This window comes from Mycobacterium sp. NGS63 (assembly GCF_059812295.1).
The window spans coordinates 452,943-477,736 of sequence record NZ_JCALCJ010000003.1 but is presented as its reverse complement, the minus strand read 5'-3'; the positions used below and the strand labels follow the sequence as shown (position 1 = coordinate 477,736).

The window sequence follows — 24,794 nt, the reverse complement described above, 5'->3', positions numbered from 1 at the left end:
TCGCTTTGTGAGAATAGTATTCTCTATACTGAAGAATGCAAGTACGGGAGGGGGCGGTCAAGTGACGGTCACCGAGATCATCGAGGAGACTCCGCGGGTGACAGATCCCGGATCCAACTCCGCGCCGAACGCGGACGTCGGCACGGTGACGATCCACCTGGACCGCAAGAAGGTGTCGGTGCCGCAGGTCCCCGGCGAGACCCTGTTGGAGACCGCGCGACGGGCAGGCCTGGAGCCGCCGTTCAACTGCGAGGCCGGCAATTGCGGCACCTGCATGGCCAAGCTGGAGGAGGGCCACGCGACCATGCGGGTCAACGACGCTCTCGATCCGGACGAGGTGGAAGAGGGCTACATTCTGACGTGCCAGGGCGTACCCGACACCCCGTCGGTCACGGTGCGCTACGAGTAGCCACACGAGAGGCGGCGCAGATGGCCAAGGGCATCATGTACGTCGAGAGTCAGCCCAGCTCGCCCGACCGCGAGCAGGAGTACAACACCTGGTACGACCAAGTGCATCTGCCCGAACTTCTGGCGCTCGACGGAATCGTCTCGGCCCGCCGGCTGCGCCCGGTCGACGGGAACGGTCCCTACGTCGCCATCTACGAGATCGAGGGCGACGACCTGCAGGCCGTCCTGGACAACATGATCGCCAACGCCGGGCAGCTACACATGTCCGACGCGCTGCAGCTGGACCCGGCGCCGGTTCCCCGGCTGCTCGAAACCACCACCGAGTGCGGGAGCTGACCGATGAATGTCGACGACCTGATCCTGGTGAGCATCGACGACCACGTGGTCGAGCCGCCGGACATGTTCCTGCGCCACGTGCCGGCCAAATACAGGGACGAGGCCCCGATCGTCGTGGTCGACGACAAGGGCGTCGACCAATGGATGTACCAGGGCCGCCCGCAGGGCGTGAGCGGACTGAACGCCGTGGTCTCGTGGCCGGCCGACGAATGGGGCCGCGACCCAGCCGGTTTCGCCGAAATGCGCCCCGGCGTCTACGACGTCCACGAACGCGTCCGCGACATGAACCGCAACGGCATCCTGGCTTCGATGTGCTTTCCGACGTTCACCGGCTTCTCCGCGCGGCATCTGAACATGCACCGCGAGGAGGCGACGTTGGTGATGGTGTCGGCCTACAACGACTGGCACATCGACGAGTGGGCGGGCTCGTATCCGGACCGGTTCATCCCCATCGCCATCTTGCCGACGTGGAATCCCGAGGCCATGTGCGCCGAGATCCGCCGGGTGGCGGCCAAGGGCTGCCGGGCGGTGACGATGCCGGAATTGCCTCACCTGGAAGGGCTTCCGAGCTACCACGACGGCGGCTACTGGGGTCCGGTGTTTCGCACGTTGTCGGAGGAGAACGTGGTGATGTGCCTGCACATCGGTACCGGGTTCGGGGCGATCAGCATGGCCCCCGACGCGCCGATCGACAACCTGATCATCCTGGCCACCCAGGTCTCGGCGATGTGCGCCCAGGATCTGTTGTGGGGCCCCGCGATGCGCGACTACCCCGACCTGAAGTTCGCGTTCTCCGAGGGCGGAATCGGCTGGCTTCCCTTCTATCTCGACCGCAGCGACCGCCACTACACCAACCAGAAGTGGTTGCGCCGCGACTTCGGCGACAAGCTGCCCAGCGACGTGTTCCGGGAACACTCGCTGGCGTGCTACGTCACCGACAAGACCTCGCTGAAGCTGCGTCACGAGATCGGCATCGACATCATCGCCTGGGAGTGCGACTACCCGCATTCGGACTGCTTTTGGCCCGACGCACCCGAGCAGGTGCTGGCCGAGCTCAACGCCGCGGGGGCGTCGGATTCGGACATCAACAAGATCACCTGGCAGAACTCCTGCCGCTTCTTCTCGTGGGATCCTTTTGCGCGCAAGGCGAAAGCCGAGGCGACGGTCGGCGCGCTACGGGCCCAGGGCGCCGACGTCGACACCTCCATCCGGCCCCGAGCCGAATGGGCGCGCCTGTACCAGGAAAAGCAGCTGGCCACGCCCGCCCCGTGACGTCGAACGTCGACTTGTTGGGCGAAAGCGAGCGATTCTGCCGCCACAACTCGACGTTCGGCGGTGGCTAGTCCGGCAGCTCGGGCGGCGGGGGCTACTCGGCCAGCTCCGGTGGCGGTCGGTACTCGGGCGCGTAACCCGAGACGTGGATGGGACTGCCGACGAGGCGGAAATCGCCCGCGCTGACAACGACTTCGGGGGTCGCCTTCAGCGCCTCGGGCAGCGTGCGAACGGCCGCGGCCGGGACGCCGAGGGGACGCAGTCGTCGTTCCCATCCGGCGGCGGTGTCGGTCGCCAGCATCGCGGTGACCACTGCGAGCACCTCGTCGCGGCGGGCGACTCGCTCGGCCATGGTCTCGAATCCGCCGATGCCCGCCTCCGTGGCGAACGATTTCCAGAATCCGTCGTGCGTGATGAACAGCGCCAGGTATCCGTCGGCGGTGGGAAAGAGTTGCGCCGGGACGTAATACGAGTGCGCCCCGTATGGCCGGCGCTGAGGTTCGACGCCGTTGTTGAGATAGGCCGACGCGTGGTAGTTCAGCTGCGACATCATGACATCGCGCAGCGACACGTCCACCTGCCCGCCGGTGCCGGAGATGATCTTGGCCAAAAGCCCCAGCGCCGCGCACATCCCGGTGGAGTTGTCCGCCGACGAATAGCCGGGCAACGTCGGCGGGCCCTCCGGGTCGCCCGTCAACGCCGCGGTGCCGACACCGGCCTGAACCACGTAGTCGAAGGCCGGATCGTCGCCGCCGTACAGCCCGAAGCCGGTGATCGCCACACAGACGATGCGCTCGTTGTGACGCCGCAACTGCTCGTAGGTGAGCCCCAGCCGGCGGATGGCCGACGGCTTGAGGTTCACCAGCAGCGCGTGGGAGTCCGCGACCAGCTCGCCCAACCGACCCTGTCCGGCTTCGGAATTGAGGTCCAGGCAGATGCTGGACTTGTTGCGGTTGAGGCTCGCGAAGTAGCTGGCCCCGACCCCGCGGGAGATCTCGCCGCCGCGCGGCTCGATCTTGGTGACCTCGGCGCCGAGGTCGGCGAGCAGCATCGTGGCGTACGGCCCCGCGAGCATGGTGCCGACTTCGAGGATCCGGATTCCCGCCAACGGCCCGCCGGCCGTCACCGCAATTCCTTGGCCAGGTCGGCGATCATCTCCCGGGTGCGACGCTTGGAGGCGACCAGTTCGTCGCGGTTGTCGCCGATCGGCAGCAGCCGCACCGACAGGTCGGTCACCCCGGCGTCGGCGAAGCGGCGCATCCGGGCCAGGATCTGCTCCTCGTCGCCGGCCGCGCACAGGTCGCCGACGTCGCGGGCGTCGCCGCGTTCGAGCAGGCGCTGGTAGTTGGGCGACACCTCGGCCTCGCCCAGGATGCGGTTGGCCCGCTCCTTGGCTTCGTCGACTTGCGAAGGGGCACACAGGCATACCGGGATGCCGGCGACGACCCGCGGCGCGGGCCGCCCGGCGTCGGCGGCGGCCTTGGTGATCTTCGGCGCGATGTGATCGCCGATCGCGCGCTCGTCGGCCATCCACAACACGGTGCCGTCGGCGAGTTCACCGGCGAGCTGCAGCATCACCGGGCCGAGCGCGGCGACCAGCACCGGCATCGGGGTGTCGGCCCCGATCGCCAGCGGGTTGTGCACCGTGAACGAATCGTTCTCGACGTCAACGGATCCGGGCCCGGCGATGGCGGCGTTGAGCACCTGCAGGTAGTCGCGGGTGTAGGCGGCGGGCTTGTCATACGGCAGGCCGAGCATGTCCCGGATGATCCAGTGGTGCGACGGCCCGACGCCCAGCGCCAGCCGCCCGCCGGCCACCGCGTGCGTCGAAAGCGCCTGGCGGGCAAGGGCGATCGGATGCTGGGCCTGCAGCGGCACCACCGCGGTGCCCAGCTCGATGCGCGAGCTGTGCGCGGCCATCAGCGACACCATGGTCAGGCAGTCGAAGTCGTTGGGCACCTGCGGCATCCACGCGGTGTCCAGGCCCGCGGATTCCGCCCATTCGATGTCGGAGGCCAGCCTGCTGACCTTGCGGGCCATGTCGCCGCGCTCGGCGCCGATCATTACTCCGACGCGCATGGTTCCTCCGTGACTGGTTCTGGCGTGCCGGTCAGGGCGCGGATCTCGCGCACGAGCACGTCCAGCGGCGTCCCGGTGGGAAACACCGCGGCGGCGCCGGCAGAGAGCAGCTTGGGCACGTCGGCGTGCGGGATCGTGCCACCGACGACGACGGCGATATCGGCGGCGTCGGCGGCGCGCAGCGCCTCGATGGTCCGCGCGGTGAGCGTCACGTGCGCCCCGGACAGGATGCTCAGGCCGACGACGGCCACGTCCTCCTGGACGGCGATGGACGCGATGTCCTCGATGCGCTGCCGGATGCCGGTGTAGATGACCTCGAAGCCGGCGTCACGCAGGGTCCGGGCAACGATCTTCGCGCCGCGGTCGTGCCCGTCAAGCCCGGGCTTGGCGACCAGAATGCGAACGGCCATCTAGAACACCACCGGTTGCTGGAATTCGCCCCACACCCCTTTGAGCGCGGAGACCATTTCCCCGACCGTGCAGTAGGCGTTGGCGCAGTCGATCAATTTGTGCATCAGGTTGTCGGTTCCTTCGGCCGCGCGCGACAGCTCGGCGAGCGTGGATTTCACAGCGGCCGAATCCCTTTCGGCCTTGACCTTGGAGAGCCGCTTGAGCTGCAGATCGCGGCCCTCGGCGTCGAGTTCGTAGGTGACGACATCGGGCTCGGGCTCTTCGGAGACGAATCGGTTGACCCCGACGACGGGGCGGGTGCCCGCCTCAATGTCCTTGTGCATGCGGAAGGCCTCGTCGGCGATCAGGCCCTGCAGGTACCCGTCCTCGATCGCTTGGACCATGCCGCCGTGGCGCTCGAGGTCGGACATGATCTCGAGGATGCGCGCCTCGGTGGCGTCGGTCAGCGCCTCCACGAAGTAGGAGCCGCCCAGCGGGTCGGCGACGCTCGCCACCCCGGTTTCGTGGGCCAGGATCTGCTGGGTGCGCAACGCCAGCGTCGTGGTTTCCTCGGTGGGCAGGGCGAACGGCTCGTCCCAGGCCGCGGTGAACATCGACTGGACGCCGCCCAGCACGGCGGCCATGGCCTCGTACGCCACGCGGACGATGTTGTTGTGGGCCTGCGGCCCATACAGGGACGCGCCGCCGCACACGCAGCCGAAGCGGAACATCGCGGCCTTGGCCGTCTCCGCCCCGTAGCGTTCTTTCACGATCGTCGCCCAACGGCGCCGTCCGGCACGGTATTTCGCGATTTCCTCGAAGAAGTCGCCGTGGGTGTAGAAGAAGAAGGAGATCTGCGGGGCGAACTGGTCGATCGTCATCCGGCCGCGTTCCACCACGGTGTCGCAATAGGTGACGCCGTCGGCCAGGGTGAAGGCCATCTCCTGCACGGCGTTGGCCCCGGCGTCGCGGAAGTGCGCGCCGGCCACCGAGATCGCGTTGAACCTGGGGACCTCGGCCGCACAGAACTCGATGGTGTCGGCGATCAGCCGCAGCGACGGCTCCGGCGGCCAGATCCAGGTGCCGCGCGAGGCGTACTCCTTGAGGATGTCGTTCTGGATGGTGCCGGTGAGCTTGGCACGCGGAATGCCTTTGCGCTCGGCGGCGGCGACGTAGAACGCCAGCAGGATGGCCGCCGTCCCGTTGATCGTCATGCTGGTGCTGAGCTTGTCCAGCGGGATGCCGTCGAACAGGATCTCGAAGTCGGCCAGGGTGTCCACCGCGACACCGACGCGGCCGACCTCCTCCCCGAAGTCGGGATCGTCGGAGTCGTATCCGCATTGGGTCGGCAGGTCCAGCGCCACCGACAGCCCCGTCCCGCCCTGTTCGAGCAGGTATCGGTACCGGCGGTTGGACTCCTCGGCGGTGCCGAAGCCGGAATACTGCCGGAAGGTCCACAGCTTGCCCCGGTAGCCCGATGCGAAGTTGCCCCGGGTGAACGGATATTCCCCGGGGGCCGGCGGTTCGGCGGCTATATCCCCTGGTCCGTACACGGGCTGCAGCGGGATACCCGACGGTGTCTGAGCAGCGTTGTCCATCGACTGATAACGTACTTGCAAAAAAAGAGAATGCCAATACCGCACTCTGACCAGGCAAAAGGAGACCAATGCCCAACGGTATGCTCGCCGACCGCACCGTCGTCATCTCCGGCGGCAGCCGCGGCATCGGCCTCGCGATCGGCGTGGCGGCGGCCAGGCAGGGCGCCAATGTGGTGCTGCTGGCCAAGACCGACACCCCGCATCCCCGCCTGCCCGGGCCGTGCACACCGCGGCCGCCGACGTCGAGGCCGCCGGCGGCAAGGCCCTGGCCGTCGTCGGCGATGTCCGTCGCGAAGAGGACGTGCAGCGGCTGGTCGACGCCGCGGTGCAGCGGTTCGGCGGCATCGACGTGTGTGTGAACAACGCCAGCGCGATCGCCACCCAGCCGACCGGGGAGCTGTCGGCCAAGAAGTTCGACCTGATGCAGGAGGTCAACATTCGTGGCACGTTCCTGCTGACGAAGGCGTGTCTGCCCCATCTTCGCGCGTCGGCCAATCCGCATGTGCTCACCATTTCGCCGCCGGTCAACATGAATCCCCGCTGGCTCGGTGCCCATCCTTCCTACACGCTGTCCAAATACGGGATGACATTGCTGTCGTTGGGCTGGGCGACCGAATTCGCCGAAGACGGGATAGCGGTGAATTGCCTTTGGCCGCAGACCTATATCGCGACCGCCGCCGTGGCGAACATGGCCGACGGTGATCGCCTGGCCGCGTCGTCGCGCAGCCCCGAGATCATGGCCGACGCCGCCGTCGAGATCATCTCCCGACCGGCCCGGGAGGCGACCGGCGCCTGCCACATCGACGCCGCAGTGCTGCAGTCCGCCGGGGTTGCGGACCTGTCCAGATACGGCGGCGGCGACCAGCCGATCCCCGACCTCTTCCTCGACTAAGCCTATGCGCGGCAAAGGATTTCGCCGTGCGGGATCGACAGCCAGCCGTCCGGGGCCGCCGCCCAGGCCCGCCACGCCGCGGCGATCTCCTCGAGTTGCGCGGCCGTGGCCAGACCCCGGTCCAGCAGGTCGCGCGCCACACCCGAATGCAGGATGCGGTCGGCCCACATTCCGCCCCACCAGTCGCGGGTTTCGGGCGTCGCGTAGCACCAGGCGCTGCCCGTCGGGGTGACGTCGTCGAAACCGGCTTGCAGGGCCCAGGACAGCAGCCGCCGGCCGGCGTCCGGCTCGCCGCCGTTGGCGCGTGCGGCCTGCCGGTACAGGTCCCGCCACAGATCCAGCGCGGGAAGCCGTGGGAACCAGATGAAGCCGGCGTAATCGGCGTCGCGCGCCGCGACGATCCCGCCGGGCCGGCACACCCGCCGCATCTCGTGCAGCGCGCGCACCGGGTCGGCGACGTGCTGCAGCACCTGGTGCGCATGGACGACGTCGAACGCGTCGTCGGGGAAGTCGAGCCGGTGCACGTCGGCAATCGCGAACGTGACGTTCGACAGGTTGCGCCGGAGGCTTTCGGCGCGGGCGGCGTCGAGGACGTCGGCGAACCGGTCGACCGCCAGGACCGCCCCGGGCGCGACCCGCGCGGCGATGTCGGCGGTGATGGTCCCGGGGCCACACCCGATGTCCAGCACCGACACCCCGGGCTGCAGGTGGGCCAGCAAATAGCCCGCGGAGTCTTCCGCGGTGCGTCGCCGATGGCTGCGCAGCACCGACTCGTGATGGCCGTGCGTGTACCTGGCCGGGTCCGCGTCGTTCACGGATCGAAGCTTACGAGCTAGTCGACCGGGACGTTCAGGATCGGGCGGTCGACTGCCGCGCCCGGGCCGTCGAAGTGCCACCACTCCCCCGAGTACGGGGCCAGCCCGCCGTACTTCATCGCATCCCGTAACCGGGCGCGGTTCGCCTGCTGGTCGGCGCTGACGCCCTGGGTGGCGAATGCCGTTGCGCGCGAGGAGAAGTCGTCGAAGTCGGTACCCATGTCGGCCATGCACAGCCCGTCGACCTGCCGCTGGGTCGGGCACTGCGGCTGCACGGCGGTGAAGGTCACGTCGACCGAACGGCCGGATTCGTGGCTGTGCGCGTAGGGGCCGGGGCGGGCCACCCAGGCGGGGTTGGGGACCACGCTGAACATCTTGACCTGGACGTCGTGGGGCCGGTAGCAGTCCCAGAACACCAGCACGTGGCCCTGCGGGCGCAGCGCCGTCGCGGCGGCCGCCAGCCCCGGAGCCAGATCCTGATGCACCAGGCAGCGGGCGTCGGAGGGATACAGCTGGGTGTGGGTGAAGTTGTTGGTGGTCGCATACCGCAGGTCGATGATGGCGTCGGGGACCACGGTGCGGACGTCGACGAATCCGGCCGCGCGCGCCGCGTCGCTCACGGGCGGGACCTCGGGGCCGGCGCGGGCGGTGGCGGCGCAGCAGGCCGCAACCGCATTGACGGCTACCGCGAGCGCGAGGAGCGGGCGCATGGGACGCATTTAAGTCGTTGTCGCGGTTCGCCGGCGGGAACCACGCCGATGATCCCGGCGCTCGGGTGGCCATCGATGGGCCGGTGATCTATCGTCGTCCCGGATAGCCGATCGGCTAGCGTCTGGTTGCGGGTTCGAAGAGGGCGGGTGTGGTGCTGCGATGCCGATGATCGACCTGACGTTCGTGCGTGATTCCATCGACGATCGAGCGCTCCACCGGCTGGCCGACGAGCTGGTGGCCGCGCTGCTGCGCGCCGAACGCGCGCCGGACACCGCTTTCCTGCGGGACAACACGTGGGTCTACCTGCATCCGACGGAGGCCGGCGAGCTCTTGGTGGGCGGCCGGGAATCCGGCGAGCCTCGGTTCAGGGTCGATCTGACGGTGTTCCAGGGAGCGTTGGACCAGCAGCGCAAGGAGCAACTGGCCGCCGACGTGCACGCCGCGGTCTGCGCAGCGGCGGGCATCGAGCCGCAGGGTTCGCGGGCGTTTCACGTGTGGACGTTGATCCACGAGATCCCCGAGGGCAATTGGGCAGGCGGCGGAAAAGTCGTTTATCACCAGCAGGTGAAAGCCCTTGTGGCAGAAGACATGCCGGACGAGCGCCTAGCCTGAGCTACGCCCTGTTGAAGGCTGGGCTGGTGCGAGAGACCGCACCAGCCCACCGCGACGTCGCTGGAAATTCCTAGACGGCGGTGACTCCCACCGCCTGCGGGCCCTTCGCCCCCTGCTCGACCTCGAACTGAACGCGCTGGTTCTCCTCGAGGGTGCGGTAGCCGCTGCCCTGGATCTCGGAGTAGTGGACGAAGACGTCCTTCGCACCGTCGTCGGGGGTGATGAAGCCGAAGCCCTTGTCACCGTTGAACCATTTCACAGTTCCCTGTGCCATTTGATTACTTCTCTCATTCAAAATGCCGATGTACCAAAAACATCCGCGCGATCAGGCTAGCACGGGCGGGTCATCTTGCCGAAATATATCGAAACCTGTTGTGCGGCAGTGTTATCAGCGTCTGGCAGAGCCGGAACGCCGACCGCGTCCGCGGCTGGAGCCTGTCCGGCGCGGCCGCGGCGGCGGATTCGGCACGGCCGCTTTCTGCGGCGCCGGAGCGCGATACGGCGCCACCTCACCGGCCACCGCATGCACCGCGGCCGAGTCGACGGTGACCTCCTGGGGAGTGACACGGATGCCCGCGCGGCGCATCAGCGCATGCGTGTCCTTGCGCTGCTCGGGCAGGACAACGGTCACGACGTCGCCCGCGTTTCCGGCCCGCGCCGTTCGTCCGGAGCGGTGCAGGTAGGCCTTGTGCTCGGCCGGCGGGTCGATGTGCACCACCAATTCGATGCCGTCGACATGCACGCCGCGCGCGGCGATGTCCGTGGCCACCAGCACCGTCGCCTCGCCCGTGCTGAAGGCGGCGAGGTTTCGGTCGCGGGCGGGCTGGGACAGGTTGCCGTGCAGATCGACAGCCGGCACACCGGATTGGGTGAGCTGCCGGGCGAGCTTGCGCGCTTGATGTTTGGTGCGCATGAACAGGATTCGGCGGCCACTGCCCGAGGCGAGCCGGTGTACCAGTTCCTTCTTGGCCTGCGCGTCGGAGACGTGGAACACGTGGTGGGTCATCTCGGACACCGGCGAGTTGGAGCCGTCGACGGAGTGCAGCACGGCGTCGCGCAGGAACCGATTGACGAGCTTGTCTACGCCGTTGTCGAGCGTCGCCGAGAACAGCAGCCGCTGACCGCCGCCCGGCGTGGCCGCCAGGATGCGGGTGACACCGGGCAGGAAGCCGAGGTCGGCCATGTGGTCGGCCTCGTCGATCACCGTGACCTCGACCGAGTCGAGGCTGATCAGGCCTTGCTTCATCAGGTCTTCGAGCCGGCCGGGGCAGGCCACGACAATGTCGACGCCAGACTTCAGCGCGCCCACCTGCCTGCTTTGCGGTACCCCGCCGAAGATCGTGGCCACGCGCTGGCCGTGGGCGGCGGCCAACGGCTGAAGCGTCGCGGTGATCTGGGTGGCCAACTCCCGGGTGGGGGCCAGGACCAGGCCCGACGGCCGGGACGCCCGGCGCGGCTGTCCGGCCAGCCTGCTGACCATGGGGATGGAGAAGGCCAGCGTCTTGCCGCTTCCGGTCTTGCCGCGGCCCAGGACGTCACGTCCGGCGAGGGTGTCGGGAAGGGTTGCGATTTGGATGGGGAACGGATGGGTGACCCCGCATGAGGCGAGCACTCCGATGAGTGGCTCAGCCACGCCGAGGTCGGCAAAAGTCTTGCCAGTATTCACTTTGATGTCTTTCAGCATCGGTTGTGCCGAGCGGGCGGCGCGATACGCGCGGTCGGTCAGCACAAGGTGGCGAGATTGCCGGTAGGCAAAATCGATCGCCGCGATAAAAGCTTGGGGAGGATGTCACGACGTGCCGGCCATCGACTCAGACGGCCAACGTTGCCCACCAGCATAGCAGCACGTAAGCCCGGCCCGGGCAATGCCGGACGGCGGCGCCCGCGCGACCTGTACAGTCGAGGGTGAACCGCGCTCTAGCGGTCAGCGAATTGTCAACGCATTGCCAGAGAGAAGCGTCCGATTCGATCGTCGTCCGTGCGTCCATCACCGTGCGTACCGGCCGACTTCATCCTTTGTGTAAGGACACCACATGGACAACTCGAACTTGTTCTCCCATCCCGACGCACCGGAATATGTCGCGTCGCGCGACACATCGGCAAAACCGGTTGAGTACCCGAAGTTTTCGGACCGGCCCGAAACCGACGCGGGAGCCGCGACCCGACGATCGTGAACCGCCGGAGCCGATCGGCGCGAAAACCCTTGCCCCCCAACAGATACGGGGTCAGCGGTACCTGTGGACCAGGTCGTCTTCGCCGAACGTCGTCGTGTGCTGCAGGCCATTGGCGTCGCGGCCGAAGAAAGTCCAGCGCCGGGGGGTTGTGTGCGGCTCGCTGATCAGCTTGACCGCGTAGCGCAGCCCGGCAGGCTGCGTCGTTCCGATGATGTCACCGACCCGGACCTTCGATGGATGAATCTGCGTTGCGTCGCCGGGATTGTGTATGGCTATGACTTTGCCCACCTGTTCTCATATGTGTGGGCGCCACGCTACCCCCCATTCTCGTACTTCGCTGCCACACGCGTCAGCACAGCGCCGGTGGTGGCGTAGCCTCGGAGTTGAGCCGCTTCGTTTTCAGCGTTGGTTCACCGCGACTCGCCACGGGTTAGCCCACGGGCAATCGTGATTCCTCCGCGTCCGCCCCGCTTGCGGGGCGCACGATGCCGACCGTGAAGGATCCGCCCGTGAATGGTGAATACCCCGCCGTAGTGGAATCGCGATGATGTATCCGATCGGAGTCCGTCGCCAGGCCAATCCCGTTCGGGTGTCGGTGGCCAGCGAGCTCGGCCGCGACATCGACGGCGCGTGGTGGCCCCGCGCCGATCGCATCACCAATGAATTGCCGAACCTCATTGCGACCCTGACGCCGCTGCTGGGTGAAGTCAGCACCATCAACGTCAACTGGTCACCGTTGCAACGACCACCCGACCTCAACTGGCCCGGCTGGGAACGCAAACTGCAGCACGTCATGACCGTCGGCGGCACGAACGCCTGCGTCAACCTGCTGGTCATCTCGTATGCGACCCACAGCGCGCTGGCCCTGATGGTGATGCGCTGCGCGGCGAACCTCCCCGTCGCCGCCGCGGACCGCGACAAACCCGCATTCCTCACCGCGGGCTCGATCGTGCGGGCCGCCCAACACCAACGTGAGCGCGCTTGCGGTCGCTAGTTGCGCTTGCCGGCTGCCAATTGACCGATCTTGGTGGCCAGGGGCGGGATCGAACCGCCGACCTTCCGCTTTTCAGGCGGACGCTCGTACCGACTGAGCTACCTGGCCGGAAGGCAGAAAGTGCCTCGCCGTGCTGGCGACCCTGACGGGACTCGAACCCGCGACCTCCGCCGTGACAGGGCGGCGCGCTAACCAACTGCGCCACAGGGCCTCACTCGTTGCTCCGCGTCACCGCGTCGCAGGTACCCCCTACGGGATTCGAACCCGCGCTACCGCCTTGAAAGGGCGGCGTCCTAGGCCGCTAGACGAAGGGGGCCAGAACCGAATCTCTCCGGGGTACTCGCAACGCAGTTACCGTTGGGAGCCACGCCAGCTTAGGTCACCGCAGGCCAAATCCTCAAACGAGCGCCGTCGGGCGCCCTCCGGGGGCCGCCTCAGGCACAGTATCCTGAACCTTCGCGCCCCTATAGCTCAGTTGGTAGAGCTACGGACTTTTAATCCGCAGGTCCTAGGTTCGAGTCCTAGTGGGGGCACCGAAAATGCCCGCGGCGCGAAGCGTGCGGTCGCCGACCGCGCTCCCCCGGATCGCTGGCGGCGGGTGCGCGGCGTGGCCCCGTTTTGGCCGAAGAACGCCTTGACTATGCTTCGCAGGATGAGTGTCGATGCGGCTTACCCCAATGCGCCAGTAGCCCTGGTAACCATGGAAATCCGTCACCCAGCAACGGATTCCCTCACCGAGACATCGAGCGCGGAGCTCAGACGCCTGCTCGCCGACTTGCTGCCCATCGAGCGGCAGGCGCAGGACGTGGCCTGGGCGATGGGGGCCGGCGGGCAACCTCAGCCGGCCGCCGAGCGCTTCGTTCGGTACGTCAACCGGGACAACACGCTGGCCGCCTCGATGAAGACCCAGGCCGTCGTCATCGAGACCACCGCGTACACCAACTTCGAGGCGCTGGTGGACGTGGCGATGCGGGTCATCGACGCCCGTTCGGAGTTCTCCTCGATCGTCGGCGTGGAGCGGCTCGGACTGCGCTACGTCCTGGAGATCCGCGTCCCGCAGGGCGTGGACGGCCGGATCGAATGGAGCAACTGGATCGCCGAGCCGCTGCTCGGACCGCAACGCATCGCCCCGGCCGGCCTTGTCCTGACCGAATGGCAGGGCGCGGCGGTCTATCGCGAGGCGCAACCCGGCAAGTCGATGATCGTGCGATACGGCCCGGGCGTGGGTCAGGCGCTGGACGCGAGCTACCACCTGCGCCGCACGATGCCGGCCGCACAGGGACCGTTCTTCCTGATGGACATCGACAGCTTCTGGACGCCGACCGGCGCCATTCCCGAGTACGACCGGAATGCCGTGCTGACCACCTTCCAGGACCTTTACGACCCGGCTCGCACCGTGTTCCAGGAGATGCTCACCAGTCGCCTGAAGGACGACCTGCTCAGCCGGTAAGCACCGCGCTGCTATAGGTCACGTCGGCGAAGGCCTCGGCGACCTCGTCGTCGGGGTAGACGAAGCCGTTGGCCGCGTGCAGCTCCTTGACGGTTTGCGACGACGTCCGCCAGCCGCGCTCGGTCAGGTAGTCGAGGATGTGGCTGCGGTGGCCGTGGTAGACGAGGTCGTTGAAGTCGATCTCGAACCCGAGTTCGCTCATCCGGTCGTGGTGTGCGCGCCACCGGCTGTCGGCGAAAACGGCGGTGTCGGGCACGAATTCGAATGCCAGGCGGCTGCCGGGGGCGCTCAGCGCGGTGACGTTGTCGAACAGCGCGTCCTGGGCTTCGTCGGGGAGGTACACCAACAAGCCTTCGGCGCTCCACGCCGCGGGGGACTGTGGATCGAAGCCGGCGTCCCGCAGCGCGGCGGCCCAGTCGTCGCGCAGGTCGATGGCGACGGCGCGCCGCTCGGCGGTCGGCTCGGCGCCCAGGTCGCTGAGCGTCAGCGTCTTGAACTCGATCACCTCCGGCATGTCGACCTCGTAGACGACGGTGCCCGCCGGCCACGGGAGCCGGTAGGCCCGCGCGTCGAGCCCCGATGCGAGGATGACCACCTGGTCGATGCCGCTCCGCGCCGCCTCGAGGAAGAACCGGTCGTAAAACCTGGTGCGGCACGCCATCCCCTGCGCCATCCGCCGTGGATCGAACTCCGAGTCCCCGCCGACCGGAATCTGGCCGTTCACCAGCCGGACGTAGACGTCGATTCCGACCGCGCGCACCAGCGGCGCCGCGTACGGGTCGTCGATCAACTTCTCGTCGCTCGACAGCGCCCGCTGGGCGGCGACCATGGTCGCCGTCGCACCCACGCTCGTCGCCAGATCCCAACGATCACGATCGGTGCGCGCCATGGTGTCCCCTCATCGAGCCGAGAAATATAGTTAGTCTAGTTACTATCACAGCGCCGATCGCCGCTCGTCCGGACTACGCTCGGAGCGCGTGACGAACTTCGCCCAACGCACGATCGACCTCGCCCGGCGCAACGTCGCCGGAGGCGGCCGCCCGTTCGCGACCGTGATCGTCAAGGAGGGGGCGGTGCTCGCCGAGAGCGCCAACCGGGTGGCCCAGACCAACGACCCGACCGCGCACGCGGAGATCCTGGCCATCCGCGAGGCCTGCATGAAGCTGGGCACCGAGCACCTGGTCGACACCACCATCTACGTGCTGGCCCACCCGTGCCCGATGTGTCTGGGCTCGCTGTATTACTGCTCGCCCAAAGAAGTCGTCTTCTTGATCACCCGCGAGTCGTATGAGCAGTACTACCTCGACGACCGAAAGTACTTCGAGGTCTCCACGTTCTACGACGAGTTCGCCAAGCCCTGGGACCACCGCCGCCTGCCGATGCGCTACCAGCCCCGTGACGACGCGGTGGACGTCTACCGGTTGTGGAACGAACGCAACGGCGGCCAGCGCCGGTCGACGGCCGTCCCGCCGGGCTGAGCGCGCCGGCATTGCCCCTGCACCGGTCGTTCGCTAATATCTGCGTATGCATGCAGATAATGGCGAAGGGCGCCTGCCCGACGACCAGGCCAGTCTCGTCGTCGAGGTTTTTCGGATGCTCGCCGACGCCACCCGCGTGCAGGTGCTCTGGTCGCTGACGCATCGCGAGATGTCGGTCAACGAGCTCGCCGAACACGTGGGAAAGCCCGCGCCGTCGGTCTCCCAGCACCTCGCGAAGCTGCGCATGGCGCGCCTGGTCCGCACCCGGCGCAACGGGACCACGATCTTTTACAGCCTGGAGAACGACCACGTCCGCCAGCTCGTCATCGACGCGGTCCGCAACGCCGAGCACGCCGGCCCCGGAGTCCCGCCGCACCACCGCCGCGAGGGCGGGCTGAAGGTGGCCGAGTAGCCAAGCACCCCATCACATTTCAGGAAGGTGAGATCATGACCGAACAGCACAGCCACGAGGCACCGCACGCGCACGAACACCGCCACGCCGACGGCGCGCACTCACACGCGCACACCACGCACGAGCACGACCACGTCGCGCACGAGCACTCCCACACCCACGAGGACGGAACCGAGCACACGCACCAGCACGTGCACCAGTCCGATCTCGAGGGAGTGCACGCCCACGCCCACGGGTAGGGCCGCGCGTCTCGCCCGGGAGGCGGCCGACTAGGAAACCTTCGGGCAGTAGTGCTTCGGGTTGTCGCGCTCGTCCACCGGCGGCAGGTTGCGCGCGGGCGTCTGCACCAGCGGCGAGTCGGCCGGGATGCGCCCAGCGACCCGATCCCAGCCGGCGCGGGCCCGCGGGTGTTTGCGGTATCGCCTTGGGACGCAGGCAAACACGAGACGGACGACGTCACCGAAGCGCCGGTGCAGCCATTCGTCACGGCGCGACCACCGGTAGCCCATCAACTCGCGCACCGGCGGATCGTAGAGGCCGACGGTGAGCCACAGGAAGAACGGGCTCAGCAGCCTGCGCTGCGCCGCCCAGAGCGGATCCGGAAGCCATTGCGCGAACGGCGGTTTGGGCAGCTCGGTCAGGTCCAGGACCGCACGTGCGGCCCAATTGCTCTCCAACACGTTGCGGCACATGTGATCCCAGTAGACCTGGAATTCTTCCCAGGACGCCGGGACCGGCCGCATGCTCATGCCGTACATGCGGTACCAGTCGACGTGTTCGTCGAAGAGCTGGCGCCGCTGCGCGTCGGTCAGCCCGCCGCAAAACCGTTCGGCCACATGGATGGTGCCGACGAAGAAGGTGGCATGCGCCCAGTAGAAGACGTCGGGATTCAGCGCGTGGTAGCGCCGGCCCCGTTCGTCAACGCCCTTGATGTCGGTGTGGTAGTCGCGCACCTCGGCGCCGGTGACCGGGGCCCGGTCGCCGTCGAACACCACCCCGCCGATCGGGTAGAGCGAGCGGAGCAGGCGCGGCCAGCGCTCCCGGAAGAACGTCGAGTGGTCGATGACCGCCGCGCCCAGCTGCGGGTGCATGTTTTGCATCGAACCCGCCCAGGGACCCTGCAGCATGCCGCGCCAGTCCCCGAAGTACCGCCACGTCAACGAGTCGGGGCCGAGGGGGGTCGGCGGCGCCGCGTAGCCCAGCGGCGACACCGGGCAACCGGAGGCCACGCCCTCCGGCCCGGCGGTGGTCAGCGGGCGGGCTGCGGACGTATCTTGGGTCACTATTAGATTCCTGGTGAGTATCGGCAATTCTGACTACAAGCGTTGTCAGTTTTCAGCTTAGGAGGGAAGTGCCAACCGGTCAACGACGGGGCCGTTGGACCGGCGTCCCCCTCGAGAGTCGCTCCGCCCTCCGCCGCGACAATCTCATCACCGCCGGCGTGCAGCTGCTCGGCAGCGACCGCGGTCCCGCGCTGACCGTCCGGGCGGTGTGCCGCAAGGCCGCGCTCACGGAGCGCTACTTCTACGAAAGCTTTTCCGACCGAGACGAATTCGTGCGCGCGGTCTATGACGACGTGTGCACGCGGGCGATGAACACGCTTACCTCGGCGAAGACGCCGCGCGAAGCCGTCGAACAATTCGTCGAGCTGATGGTCGACGACCCGGTCCGCGGGCGGGTGCTGCTGGTGGCGCCCGCGGTGGAGCCGATCCTGACCCAGTCGGGCGCGGAGTGGATGCCCAACTTCATCGACCTGCTGCAGCGCAAGCTGTCCCGGATCGGGGATTCGGTGCTGCAGAAAATGATCGCCACCAGCCTGGTCGGCGGCCTGACGAGCCTGTTCACCGCCTACCTCAACGGCCAGCTCGGGGCGACTCGAAAACAGTTCATCGACTACTGCGTCAACATGCTGTTCACCGCGGCGGCGCCGTACGTCGCCCCTGCCGACCAGGCATAATCCGCATCGACCGCACCGACCGTCCGATGTGTCGATCTGTGACATGCCGCGCGCCGAACAAACTTGATGCTACCGGGGGGCACAGATATATTGAGTGCTACCCGCCGACACAGATAACTGGAGGCTTTATGTCAGCCGAGCTGACCGACCTACAGCTGCTGCACGAACTCGAGCCGGTGGTGGAGAAATACCTGAACCGGCACCTGAGCGTGCACAAGCCGTGGAACCCGCACGACTACATCCCGTGGTCGGACGGCAAGAACTACTACGCCCTCGGGGGCCAGGACTGGCACCCCGAGCAGAGCCAGCTGTCCGACGTCGCCCAAGTCGCCATGGTGCAGAACCTGGTCACCGAGGACAACCTGCCGTCGTACCACCGCGAGATCGCGATGAACATGGGCATGGACGGCGCCTGGGGGCAGTGGGTGAACCGCTGGACGGCCGAGGAGAACCGGCACGGCATCGCGCTGCGCGACTACCTGGTGGTGACGCGCGCGGTCGACCCCGTCGAGCTGGAGAAGCTTCGCATCGAGGTGGTCAACCGGGGCTTCAGCCCGGGCCAGAACCACCAGGGCGAGTACTTCGCCGAAACGCTGACCCACTCCGTCCTCTACGTCAGCTTCCAGGAACTGGCCACCCGGATCTCGCACCGCAACACCGGCAGGGCCTGCAACGACCCCATCGCCGACCAGCTGATGGCCAAGATCTCGGCCGACGAGAACCTGCACATGATCTTCTACCGCGACGTCAGCGAGGCCGCGTTCGACCTGGCGCCCAACAAGGCGATGAAGTCGCTGCACCTGATCCTGCGCAACTTCCAGATGCCCGGCTTCCAGGTGCCCGAGTTCCGCCGCAAGGCCGTCTTCATCGCCGTCGGGGGGGTCTACGACCCGCGCATCCACCTCGACGAGGTCGTGATGCCGATCCTGAAGAAATGGCGCATCTTCGAGCGCGAGGACTTCACCGGCGAGGCTGCCGCGTTGCGCGACGACATTGGCCTGCTGATCAAGGAGCTCGAGCAGGCCTGCGACAAGTTCGAGGTGTCCAAGCAGCGCCAACTCGAGCGGGAAGCCCGGACCGGCAAGCGGGCCACCGCCGTCGAACTGCACAAGACCGCGGGCAAGCTGGCGATGAGCCGCCGGTAATCCGGCTCGGGAACACATTGCGCATCGGTCCGATCACGCTCGCCAGCCCGGTGGTGCTGGCCCCGATGGCCGGGGTGACCAACGTCGCCTTCCGGACGCTGTGCCGCGAACTGGAGCTCGCCAAGGTCGGCACGGTCAGCGGACTGTACGTCTGCGAGATGGTGACCGCGCGTGCGCTCGTCGAGCGCCATCCGGTCACCATGCACATGACGACGTTTTCCCCGGATGAGTCGCCGCGCTCGCTACAGCTCTACGCCGTCGACCCGGCCACCACGTACGCCGCGGCCAGGATGATCGCCGACGAAGACCTGGCCAACCATATCGACATGAACTTCGGCTGCCCGGTGCCCAAGGTCACCAAGCGCGGCGGCGGGGCGGCGCTGCCCTACAAGCGGCGGCTGTTCGGTCAGATCGTCGCCGCGGCCGTGCGCGCCACCGAAGGCACCGGCATACCGGTGACGGTCAAATTCCGCATCGGCATCGACGACGAGCACCACACGCACCTGGACGCCGGCCGCATCGCCGAGGCCGAGGGAGCGGCCGCGGTCGCCCTGCACGCGCGCACGGCGGCGCAGCGTTATTCCGGCACCGCCGACTGGGAGCAGATCGCGCAGCTCAAGCAGCAGGTGCGGACGATCCCGGTGCTCGGCAACGGCGACATCTACGACGCCAGCGACGCCCTGGCCATGATGGCCAGCACCGGCTGCGACGGGGTGGTCATCGGGCGCGGCTGCCTGGGCCGGCCGTGGCTGTTCGCCGAGCTCTCGGCGGCGTTCACCGGCGGAACCGCACCGGTCCCGCCGACGCTGGGCGAGGTCGCCGACATCGTGCGCCGGCACGGCCGGCTGCTGGCCGCGCATTTCGGCGAGGACAAGGGCATGCGCGACATCCGCAAGCACATCGCCTGGTACCTGCACGGCTTTCCCGCGGGCTCCGAGCTCCGCCGCGCGCTCGCGATGGTCAAGACGCTCGACGAACTGGACTGCCTGCTGGACCGGCTGGACGGCGCCGTCCCCTTCCCCGACGCCGCCACCGGTCCGCGGGGCCGGCAGGGCTCACCCGCCCGCGTGGCCCTGCCCGAGGGCTGGCTGGCCGACCCGGATGACTGCACGGTGCCCGCCGGGGCGGACGTCATGCACTCGGGCGGCTGAAGGTTTACAAACTCGAAATCGCTTCCGGCGCGATAACTCAGTACGATGTGGACCTTGCCGCATTGCGCCTCGGTCGCGGGGCGCGAGAACTGCTAACGGCGGCGTTGCGCTGACACTGTGCGGACGGTTACCCCTGACGTCGCATCCGGATTGCGTGAGAGCTTTGGAGGCCGATAGGACATGAGTGATGGCGGCACCGACGCCACTCTTGACCATCGGCGCAGTCGGCAGTCCACGCTGGGCGCCGCTCCCTGGGAGCGGTTCGCCGAGCCGCCGCCCGACGGCAGCGTCCACCGGTGGCAGGCCGAACCGGCCCTGATCGCGCCCGTCGACCCGGCCGCCGACGACACCGAGCGGGCCGGAAGCCACACCGAGGGCGGGCTCACCGTCGCCGATTTGATCGCCAAGGTCGGGGCCCCGACCGCCACCCGGCCCCGTCGCAGGCACGGCGCCCCCGACGACGAACCGCCCGAGGTCGCGCCGGAGCCTGCCGTGGACCTGCGGGACACGCAGGTGATCGACACCCCGGCCTACTCGTTCGACCCCGCTTCGGAGGCCCTCGACCTCGAGGCCGCCAACTACCCGAGCGACGGCGACTTCGAATCCGACGAGGCCACGAGGAAACGCGAATCCGAACCCAGGCCGCGGCGCCGACCGATACTGCTGGCCGCGCGCTCGCTGGCCGCCTTCCTCGCCGTGCTGGCACTGGTCATGACCGGTGGCGCGTGGCAATGGAGCGCGTCGAAGAACCATCGGCTCAACATCATCAGCGCGCTCGACCCGAACTCGAGCGACGTCCGCGACCCCGGTGGGCAGTACGGCGATGAAGACTTCCTGATCGTCGGTGTCGACTCGCGCGCCGGGGAGAACGCCGACATGGGCGCCGGCAGCACCGATGACGCCGACGGCGCACGCTCGGACACCGTCATGCTCGTCAACATCCCGGCCAACCGCAAACGCGTGGTCGCGGTGTCGTTCCCGCGCGACCTGGCGATCACCCCGTTGCAGTGCGAGGCGTGGAACCCGAACACCGGTAAGTACGGACCCATCTTCGACGAGAAGACCAAGAGCTGGGGCCCCAAGATGGTCTACACCGAGACCAAATTGAACTCGGCGTTTTCCTTCGGCGGGCCGAAGTGTCTGGTGAAGCAGATCCAGAAGCTTTCCGGACTGAACATCAACCACTTCATCGCCGTCGACTTCGCCGGCTTCGCGAAAATGGTCGACGCCCTCGGCGGCGTCGAGGTGTGCAGCAGCACGCCGCTGCACGACTACGAGCTGGGCACCGTGCTGGAACGCGGCGGACGCCAAGTCGTCGACGGCTCAACCGCTTTGAACTACGTGCGGGCCCGCCAGGTCACCACCGAGACCAACGGCGACTACGGCCGGATCAAGCGCCAACAGCGGTTCCTGTCGTCGCTGCTGCGGGCGTTGATCTCCGAGGACACGTTGCTCGACCTCAACAAGCTCAACAACGTGGTGAATCTGGTCATCGGCGACACCTACGTCGACAACGTCAAGACCAAAGACCTCGTCCAGTTGGGGCAGTCGTTGCAGGGCATGGCCGCGGGGCACATGACATTTGTAACCGTGCCGACCGGCATCACCGACCAAAACGGTGACGAGCCGCCGCGGATGGCCGACATGCGCGCGCTGTTCGACGCGATCATCAACGACGACCCGCTGCCCGAGGAAAACGACCAGAACGCCACGGCTTTGGGCGGCTCCTCGCAAAACTCGACCGCGACCAAGGCGCCCACCACCAAGAAGGCGCCGACCCCGGCGCCAACTCCCGAGGCACAACACCAACAGGTGACGACGACCTCGCCCGGCGACGTCACGGTGCGGGTATCCAACGCGACGGCGCAGAGCGGGCTGGCTGCCACCGCGACCCGTCAGCTCAAGCGCAACGGCTTCAACGTGATGACGCCGGACGACTACCCGAGCTCGGTGAACACGACGACGGTGTTGTTCTCGCCCGGCAACGAGCAGGCGGCCGCCACGGTGGCGTCGTCGTTCGCCAACGCGAGGGTCCAGCGGGTCTCGGGTTATGGGCAGGTCATTCAGGTGGTGCTGGGGCCGGACTTCAACTCCGTCGCCACCCCCGCGCCCAGCGGCTCGGCGATCAACATGCAGATAGAACGGGGAACGGCCAGCGCGCCGCCCAAGCTGCCCGACGACTTGACGGTCACCAACGCCGCCGACACCACCTGCGAATAAAGGTTTTTGGCGTACCGCTGCGCGTCTTTTCAGCGGTGAGAACGTACGCTAAACGGCATGCGGACTGCCTACCACGAGCAGCTCTCCGAGTTATCGGAGCTGCTCGGCGAGATGTGCGGGCTGGCCGGGATCGCCATGGAGCGGGCCACCCAGGCCCTGCTGCAGGCCGATCTGGTACTGGCCGAACAGGTGATTTCCGACCACGAACAGATCGCGACGCTCAGCGCCCGCGCCGAGGAAAGCGCCTTCGTGCTGCTGGCCCTGCAGGCGCCGGTCGCCGGTGACCTCAGGTCGATCGTGAGCGCGATCCAGATGGTGGCCGACATCGACCGGATGGGCGCGCTGGCCCTGCACGTGGCCAAGATCGCCCGCCGCCGGCACCCCCAACACGCGCTGCCCGAAGAGGTCAACGGGTATTTCGCCGAAATGGGCGGCATCGCAGTCGAATTGGGTAACGCCGCGCAAGAGGTCGTGCTGTCGCGGGATCCGGAGAAGGCCGCCAGGATTCGCGAAGAAGACGACGCCATGGACGACCTGCACCGGCACTTGTTCTCGGTGCTGATGGACCGCGAATGGAAGCACGGCGTGGCGGCGGCCGTCGACGTGACATTGTTGGGCCGTTTCTACGAACGCTTCGCCGATCACGCGGTGGAGGTGGCCCGGCGCGTCATCTTCCAGGCGACCGGCAGCCTGCCCGGCGAGGACCCGAAGAACGTCCGCAAGCCGGACGCGGGCGCCCCCGACCCGCCCGTCGGGGGTTAGCCGAAGCGGCCGGAGATGTAGTCCTCGGTCGCCTTCTGGGTCGGGTTGGAGAAGATCTTCTCGGTGTCGTCGATCTCGACCAGCCGGCCGGGCTTTCCCACCGCTTCGAGGTTGAAGAACGCCGTCAGATCGCTCACCCGGGCCGCCTGCTGCATGTTGTGGGTGACGATCACGATGGTGTAGTCCTGCTTGAGCTCGCTGATCAGCTCCTCGATGGCCATCGTCGAGATCGGGTCCAGCGCCGAGCACGGCTCGTCCATCAGCAACACGTCGGGTTGCACGGCGATCGCGCGGGCGATGCACAGCCGCTGCTGCTGACCGCCGGACAGCCCGCCGCCGGGCCGGTCCAGCCGGTCCTTGACCTCGTCCCACAGGTTCGCGCCGCGCAGCGAGGACTCGGCCGTCTCGTCGAGCAGCTTGCGGTTGCGCACCCCCTGCAGCTTCAGGCCCGCGACCACGTTGTCGCGAATTGACATGGCGGGGAACGGGTTCGGCCGCTGGAAGACCATCCCGATCGCCCGCCGCACCCCGACCGGGTCGATACGCGACCCGTAGATGTCCTGGTCGTCGAGCAGCACGCTGCCCTCGACCCGGGCGCCCGGGATCACCTCGTGCATCCGGTTGAGCGTACGCAGCACCGTCGTCTTGCCGCATCCCGATGGACCGATGAACGCCGTCACGCTGCGGGGCAGAACCGACATGGTCACATCCGCGACCGCCTGGAACGCCCCGTAGTAGATGTTGACGGCTTTGAGGTCCAACCGCTTGGCCACTACTGCTCCTACCTACTTCCTGTGCCCATTGGCTACTGGATGGCGTCGATCGCGGTAACCAATCGCTCCTTGACTTTATCCGGCAGCGGGACGTATCCGGCGGACGGAAGTCCGGACTGCCCGTTGCCGGCGGCCACGCCGAGGAACGACTTGATCGCGGTGGAGGTGTCCGGGTCGTAGCCCTTCGAGCACACGATCTCGTAGGTGGCCAGCACCAACGGGTAAGCGCCCGGCTGTCGCGCCGCGTACATCGCGTTCAGGTCGAGCACCAGATCGTTGCCGTCACCCAGGAAGCCGGCCGCCTGGGTGGCCTTGCCGGCGCTGTCGTTGGTGAGCGCGACGACGCCGTTGCCGGTGTCGAGCTGGGCGTAGGGCATCCGGGCGTGGTCGGCCAGCCCTTTTTCGACGTAGCCGATGGCGCCCGGGGTGGCTCGGACGGCGTCGATCACGCCGGCCGACTTGGTGGCCCCTTGCCCGACACCGCCCTGAAACTCCGTGCCCACCCCCCGGGTCCAGCTCTGCGGCGCCGCGGCGGTCAGGTACTTCTGCACGTTGTCGGTCGTTCCCGACGAGTCCGCGCGGTAGATCGGCGCGACTTTCGTGTCGGGCAGAGCCACGCCGGGATTGAGCGCCTGCAGTATCGGGTCGTTCCAGGCGGTGATCCTGCCGCTGAAGACTCTGGCCAGGGCGTCACTGCTGAGGACCAGCTTGGGCAGGCCCGGCAGGTTGTACACCAGCGCGATCGGCCCGAAGACCAGCGGCAGGTCCCAGGCCGGGTTCCCGTCACAGCGCTTGGCCGCGGGGCCGATCTGGTCGGCGACCAGCGGCGAGTCGGCCCCCGCGAAGTCGACGTGGCCCGCGATGAACTGCTCGCGGCCGGCGCCCGACCCGGTCGCGTTGTACGACACGCCCTTACCCGGGCAGGACTGCCCCCAGGCCTGGGTGAACACCAACATCGCGTTCTGCTGCGCGGTCGAGCCCTCCGCCGTCAGCGCGTTCTTGCCGCCGCATTCCGCGGGGCCGGCGCTTCCGGGCTTGGCGCTCGCCGCACCGCCGCGGCGGCCGCCGTCCCCGCCGCAGGCGGTCACCGTCCCCGCGCAGATCGCCGCCGCCAACGCCACGGCCGCCAGCGCCCTGCCCTGCCTGTCGAGCCTCACCGATCTCG

At 67.8% G+C, this 24,794-nt stretch carries 27 protein-coding genes, 4 tRNA genes and 1 pseudogene; 16 read left to right on the top strand and 16 right to left on the bottom strand.

Annotated features, from left to right (window positions below; genetic code table 11):
- Positions 1-61: 61 nt before the first annotated feature.
- From AC5Y4Z_RS09255 to AC5Y4Z_RS09245, 3 genes are read left to right on the top strand one after another with little or no spacing between them, the layout of a single operon-like run.
- A complete protein-coding gene (locus AC5Y4Z_RS09255; RefSeq protein ID WP_499962831.1) occupies positions 62-409 on the top strand; it encodes a 2Fe-2S iron-sulfur cluster-binding protein in 348 nt (115 codons plus the stop codon).
- 20 nt (positions 410-429) lie between these two features.
- Complete coding sequence (locus tag AC5Y4Z_RS09250; RefSeq protein ID WP_499962829.1) at positions 430-744, top strand: hypothetical protein; 315 nt, start codon at positions 430-432, stop codon at positions 742-744.
- 3 nt (positions 745-747) lie between these two features.
- Positions 748-2,016, top strand: coding sequence for an amidohydrolase family protein (locus AC5Y4Z_RS09245; protein WP_499962827.1), 1,269 nt, complete (start codon positions 748-750; stop codon positions 2,014-2,016).
- A 94-nt stretch (positions 2,017-2,110) separates the two neighbouring features.
- Here the strand turns inward: AC5Y4Z_RS09245 and AC5Y4Z_RS09240 are convergent, their stop codons facing one another.
- From AC5Y4Z_RS09240 to AC5Y4Z_RS09225, 4 genes are read right to left on the bottom strand one after another with little or no spacing between them, the layout of a single operon-like run.
- Positions 2,111-3,142, bottom strand: a complete 1,032-nt coding sequence (locus tag AC5Y4Z_RS09240) for a CaiB/BaiF CoA transferase family protein (protein WP_499962824.1) — start codon at positions 3,140-3,142, stop codon at positions 2,111-2,113.
- The gene (locus AC5Y4Z_RS09235) at positions 3,139-4,095 is read right to left on the bottom strand and encodes an LLM class F420-dependent oxidoreductase (RefSeq protein WP_499962822.1); all 957 of its coding nucleotides are present in this window, start codon (positions 4,093-4,095) and stop codon (positions 3,139-3,141) included. The genes AC5Y4Z_RS09240 and AC5Y4Z_RS09235 overlap by 4 nt, the downstream gene beginning before the upstream one ends.
- Positions 4,080-4,505: a cobalamin-dependent protein gene (locus tag AC5Y4Z_RS09230; protein ID WP_499962820.1), complete on the bottom strand. Its 426-nt coding sequence runs from the start codon at positions 4,503-4,505 to the stop codon at positions 4,080-4,082. Before AC5Y4Z_RS09230 ends, AC5Y4Z_RS09235 begins: the two co-directional genes overlap by 16 nt.
- Positions 4,506-6,083 (bottom strand): methylmalonyl-CoA mutase family protein, encoded by a 1,578-nt coding sequence (locus tag AC5Y4Z_RS09225; RefSeq protein ID WP_499962818.1) that lies wholly within the window; start codon positions 6,081-6,083, stop codon positions 4,506-4,508.
- 68 nt (positions 6,084-6,151) lie between these two features.
- On the opposite strand from AC5Y4Z_RS09225, the pseudogene AC5Y4Z_RS09220 reads away from it, so the two are divergent.
- Positions 6,152-6,975: pseudogene (locus tag AC5Y4Z_RS09220) on the top strand (SDR family oxidoreductase).
- A gap of 2 nt (positions 6,976-6,977) precedes the next feature.
- Here the strand turns inward: AC5Y4Z_RS09220 and AC5Y4Z_RS09215 are convergent.
- Both AC5Y4Z_RS09215 and AC5Y4Z_RS09210 read right to left on the bottom strand, forming a co-directional pair.
- Positions 6,978-7,790, bottom strand: coding sequence for a methyltransferase domain-containing protein (locus tag AC5Y4Z_RS09215; RefSeq protein ID WP_499962816.1), 813 nt, complete (start codon positions 7,788-7,790; stop codon positions 6,978-6,980).
- A gap of 17 nt (positions 7,791-7,807) precedes the next feature.
- Entirely contained in the window at positions 7,808-8,500 is a 693-nt protein-coding gene (locus AC5Y4Z_RS09210; RefSeq protein ID WP_499962814.1) for a M15 family metallopeptidase, read from the bottom strand.
- 160 nt (positions 8,501-8,660) lie between these two features.
- Here AC5Y4Z_RS09210 and AC5Y4Z_RS09205 point away from each other — a divergent pair, with 160 nt between their 5' ends.
- A complete protein-coding gene (locus AC5Y4Z_RS09205) occupies positions 8,661-9,113 on the top strand; it encodes a tautomerase family protein (protein ID WP_499962812.1) in 453 nt (150 codons plus the stop codon).
- Between the two features lie 70 nt (positions 9,114-9,183).
- Here the strand turns inward: AC5Y4Z_RS09205 and cspE are convergent, their stop codons facing one another.
- The 3 genes from cspE to AC5Y4Z_RS09190 all read right to left on the bottom strand — a co-directional run bounded on the left by cspE (position 9,184) and on the right by AC5Y4Z_RS09190 (position 11,563).
- Complete coding sequence (gene cspE / locus AC5Y4Z_RS09200; protein ID WP_499962809.1) at positions 9,184-9,387, bottom strand: transcription antiterminator/RNA stability regulator CspE; 204 nt, start codon at positions 9,385-9,387, stop codon at positions 9,184-9,186.
- 114 nt (positions 9,388-9,501) lie between these two features.
- Complete coding sequence (locus tag AC5Y4Z_RS09195) at positions 9,502-10,779, bottom strand: DEAD/DEAH box helicase (RefSeq protein ID WP_499962807.1); 1,278 nt, start codon at positions 10,777-10,779, stop codon at positions 9,502-9,504.
- Between the two features lie 559 nt (positions 10,780-11,338).
- Entirely contained in the window at positions 11,339-11,563 is a 225-nt protein-coding gene (locus tag AC5Y4Z_RS09190; protein WP_499963308.1) for a hypothetical protein, read from the bottom strand.
- Between the two features lie 271 nt (positions 11,564-11,834).
- Between AC5Y4Z_RS09190 and AC5Y4Z_RS09185 the strand changes: the two genes are divergently transcribed.
- Positions 11,835-12,281, top strand: a complete 447-nt coding sequence (locus tag AC5Y4Z_RS09185) for a DUF5994 family protein (protein ID WP_499963306.1) — start codon at positions 11,835-11,837, stop codon at positions 12,279-12,281.
- A gap of 31 nt (positions 12,282-12,312) precedes the next feature.
- On the opposite strand, the gene AC5Y4Z_RS09180 is transcribed toward AC5Y4Z_RS09185, so the two are convergent.
- The 3 genes from AC5Y4Z_RS09180 to AC5Y4Z_RS09170 form a co-directional block, all read right to left on the bottom strand.
- Positions 12,313-12,389 (bottom strand) — tRNA-Phe (locus tag AC5Y4Z_RS09180).
- A 26-nt stretch (positions 12,390-12,415) separates the two neighbouring features.
- Positions 12,416-12,492: transfer RNA gene (locus AC5Y4Z_RS09175), tRNA-Asp, on the bottom strand.
- 32 nt (positions 12,493-12,524) lie between these two features.
- A tRNA-Glu gene (locus tag AC5Y4Z_RS09170) sits at positions 12,525-12,597 on the bottom strand.
- Between the two features lie 144 nt (positions 12,598-12,741).
- Here AC5Y4Z_RS09170 and AC5Y4Z_RS09165 point away from each other — a divergent pair.
- Together AC5Y4Z_RS09165 and AC5Y4Z_RS09160 are read left to right on the top strand one after the other, a co-directional pair.
- Positions 12,742-12,814: transfer RNA gene (locus AC5Y4Z_RS09165), tRNA-Lys, on the top strand.
- Between the two features lie 119 nt (positions 12,815-12,933).
- Positions 12,934-13,731 (top strand): TIGR04255 family protein, encoded by a 798-nt coding sequence (locus tag AC5Y4Z_RS09160; RefSeq protein ID WP_499962805.1) that lies wholly within the window; start codon positions 12,934-12,936, stop codon positions 13,729-13,731.
- Here the strand turns inward: AC5Y4Z_RS09160 and AC5Y4Z_RS09155 are convergent.
- Positions 13,721-14,620 (bottom strand): class I SAM-dependent methyltransferase, encoded by a 900-nt coding sequence (locus tag AC5Y4Z_RS09155; RefSeq protein WP_499962802.1) that lies wholly within the window; start codon positions 14,618-14,620, stop codon positions 13,721-13,723. The genes AC5Y4Z_RS09160 and AC5Y4Z_RS09155 overlap by 11 nt on opposite strands.
- Before the next feature lie 88 nt (positions 14,621-14,708).
- On the opposite strand from AC5Y4Z_RS09155, the gene AC5Y4Z_RS09150 reads away from it, so the two are divergent.
- From AC5Y4Z_RS09150 to AC5Y4Z_RS09140, 3 genes are read left to right on the top strand one after another with little or no spacing between them, the layout of a single operon-like run.
- Positions 14,709-15,209 (top strand): nucleoside deaminase, encoded by a 501-nt coding sequence (locus AC5Y4Z_RS09150; RefSeq protein ID WP_499962798.1) that lies wholly within the window; start codon positions 14,709-14,711, stop codon positions 15,207-15,209.
- A 46-nt stretch (positions 15,210-15,255) separates the two neighbouring features.
- Entirely contained in the window at positions 15,256-15,621 is a 366-nt protein-coding gene (locus AC5Y4Z_RS09145; protein ID WP_499962796.1) for an ArsR/SmtB family transcription factor, read from the top strand.
- A 35-nt stretch (positions 15,622-15,656) separates the two neighbouring features.
- Positions 15,657-15,860 (top strand): zinc transporter Slc39a7, encoded by a 204-nt coding sequence (locus tag AC5Y4Z_RS09140; protein WP_499962794.1) that lies wholly within the window; start codon positions 15,657-15,659, stop codon positions 15,858-15,860.
- Positions 15,861-15,890: 30 nt separating this feature from the next.
- On the opposite strand, the gene AC5Y4Z_RS09135 is transcribed toward AC5Y4Z_RS09140, so the two are convergent.
- Entirely contained in the window at positions 15,891-16,904 is a 1,014-nt protein-coding gene (locus tag AC5Y4Z_RS09135; protein ID WP_499962792.1) for an oxygenase MpaB family protein, read from the bottom strand.
- Positions 16,905-16,972: 68 nt separating this feature from the next.
- On the opposite strand from AC5Y4Z_RS09135, the gene AC5Y4Z_RS09130 reads away from it, so the two are divergent.
- From AC5Y4Z_RS09130 to phoU, 5 genes are all read left to right on the top strand, one after another.
- Positions 16,973-17,578: a TetR/AcrR family transcriptional regulator gene (locus AC5Y4Z_RS09130; RefSeq protein ID WP_499962790.1), complete on the top strand. Its 606-nt coding sequence runs from the start codon at positions 16,973-16,975 to the stop codon at positions 17,576-17,578.
- 128 nt (positions 17,579-17,706) lie between these two features.
- Positions 17,707-18,723, top strand: a complete 1,017-nt coding sequence (locus AC5Y4Z_RS09125; RefSeq protein ID WP_499962788.1) for an acyl-ACP desaturase — start codon at positions 17,707-17,709, stop codon at positions 18,721-18,723.
- Positions 18,724-18,740: 17 nt separating this feature from the next.
- Positions 18,741-19,874, top strand: a complete 1,134-nt coding sequence (gene dusB / locus AC5Y4Z_RS09120; protein WP_499962786.1) for a tRNA dihydrouridine synthase DusB — start codon at positions 18,741-18,743, stop codon at positions 19,872-19,874.
- 180 nt (positions 19,875-20,054) lie between these two features.
- Positions 20,055-22,094, top strand: coding sequence for an LCP family protein (locus AC5Y4Z_RS09115; protein WP_499962784.1), 2,040 nt, complete (start codon positions 20,055-20,057; stop codon positions 22,092-22,094).
- 57 nt (positions 22,095-22,151) lie between these two features.
- On the top strand, positions 22,152-22,856 hold the full coding sequence (gene phoU, locus AC5Y4Z_RS09110) for a phosphate signaling complex protein PhoU (protein WP_499962782.1): 705 nt from the start codon (positions 22,152-22,154) through the stop codon (positions 22,854-22,856).
- On the opposite strand, the gene pstB is transcribed toward phoU, so the two are convergent.
- The gene (pstB, locus tag AC5Y4Z_RS09105; protein WP_499962780.1) at positions 22,853-23,629 is read right to left on the bottom strand and encodes a phosphate ABC transporter ATP-binding protein PstB; all 777 of its coding nucleotides are present in this window, start codon (positions 23,627-23,629) and stop codon (positions 22,853-22,855) included. The genes phoU and pstB overlap by 4 nt on opposite strands.
- A 32-nt stretch (positions 23,630-23,661) precedes the next feature.
- Entirely contained in the window at positions 23,662-24,786 is a 1,125-nt protein-coding gene (pstS, locus tag AC5Y4Z_RS09100) for a phosphate ABC transporter substrate-binding protein PstS (protein WP_499962778.1), read from the bottom strand.
- Positions 24,787-24,794: the final 8 nt, after the last annotated feature.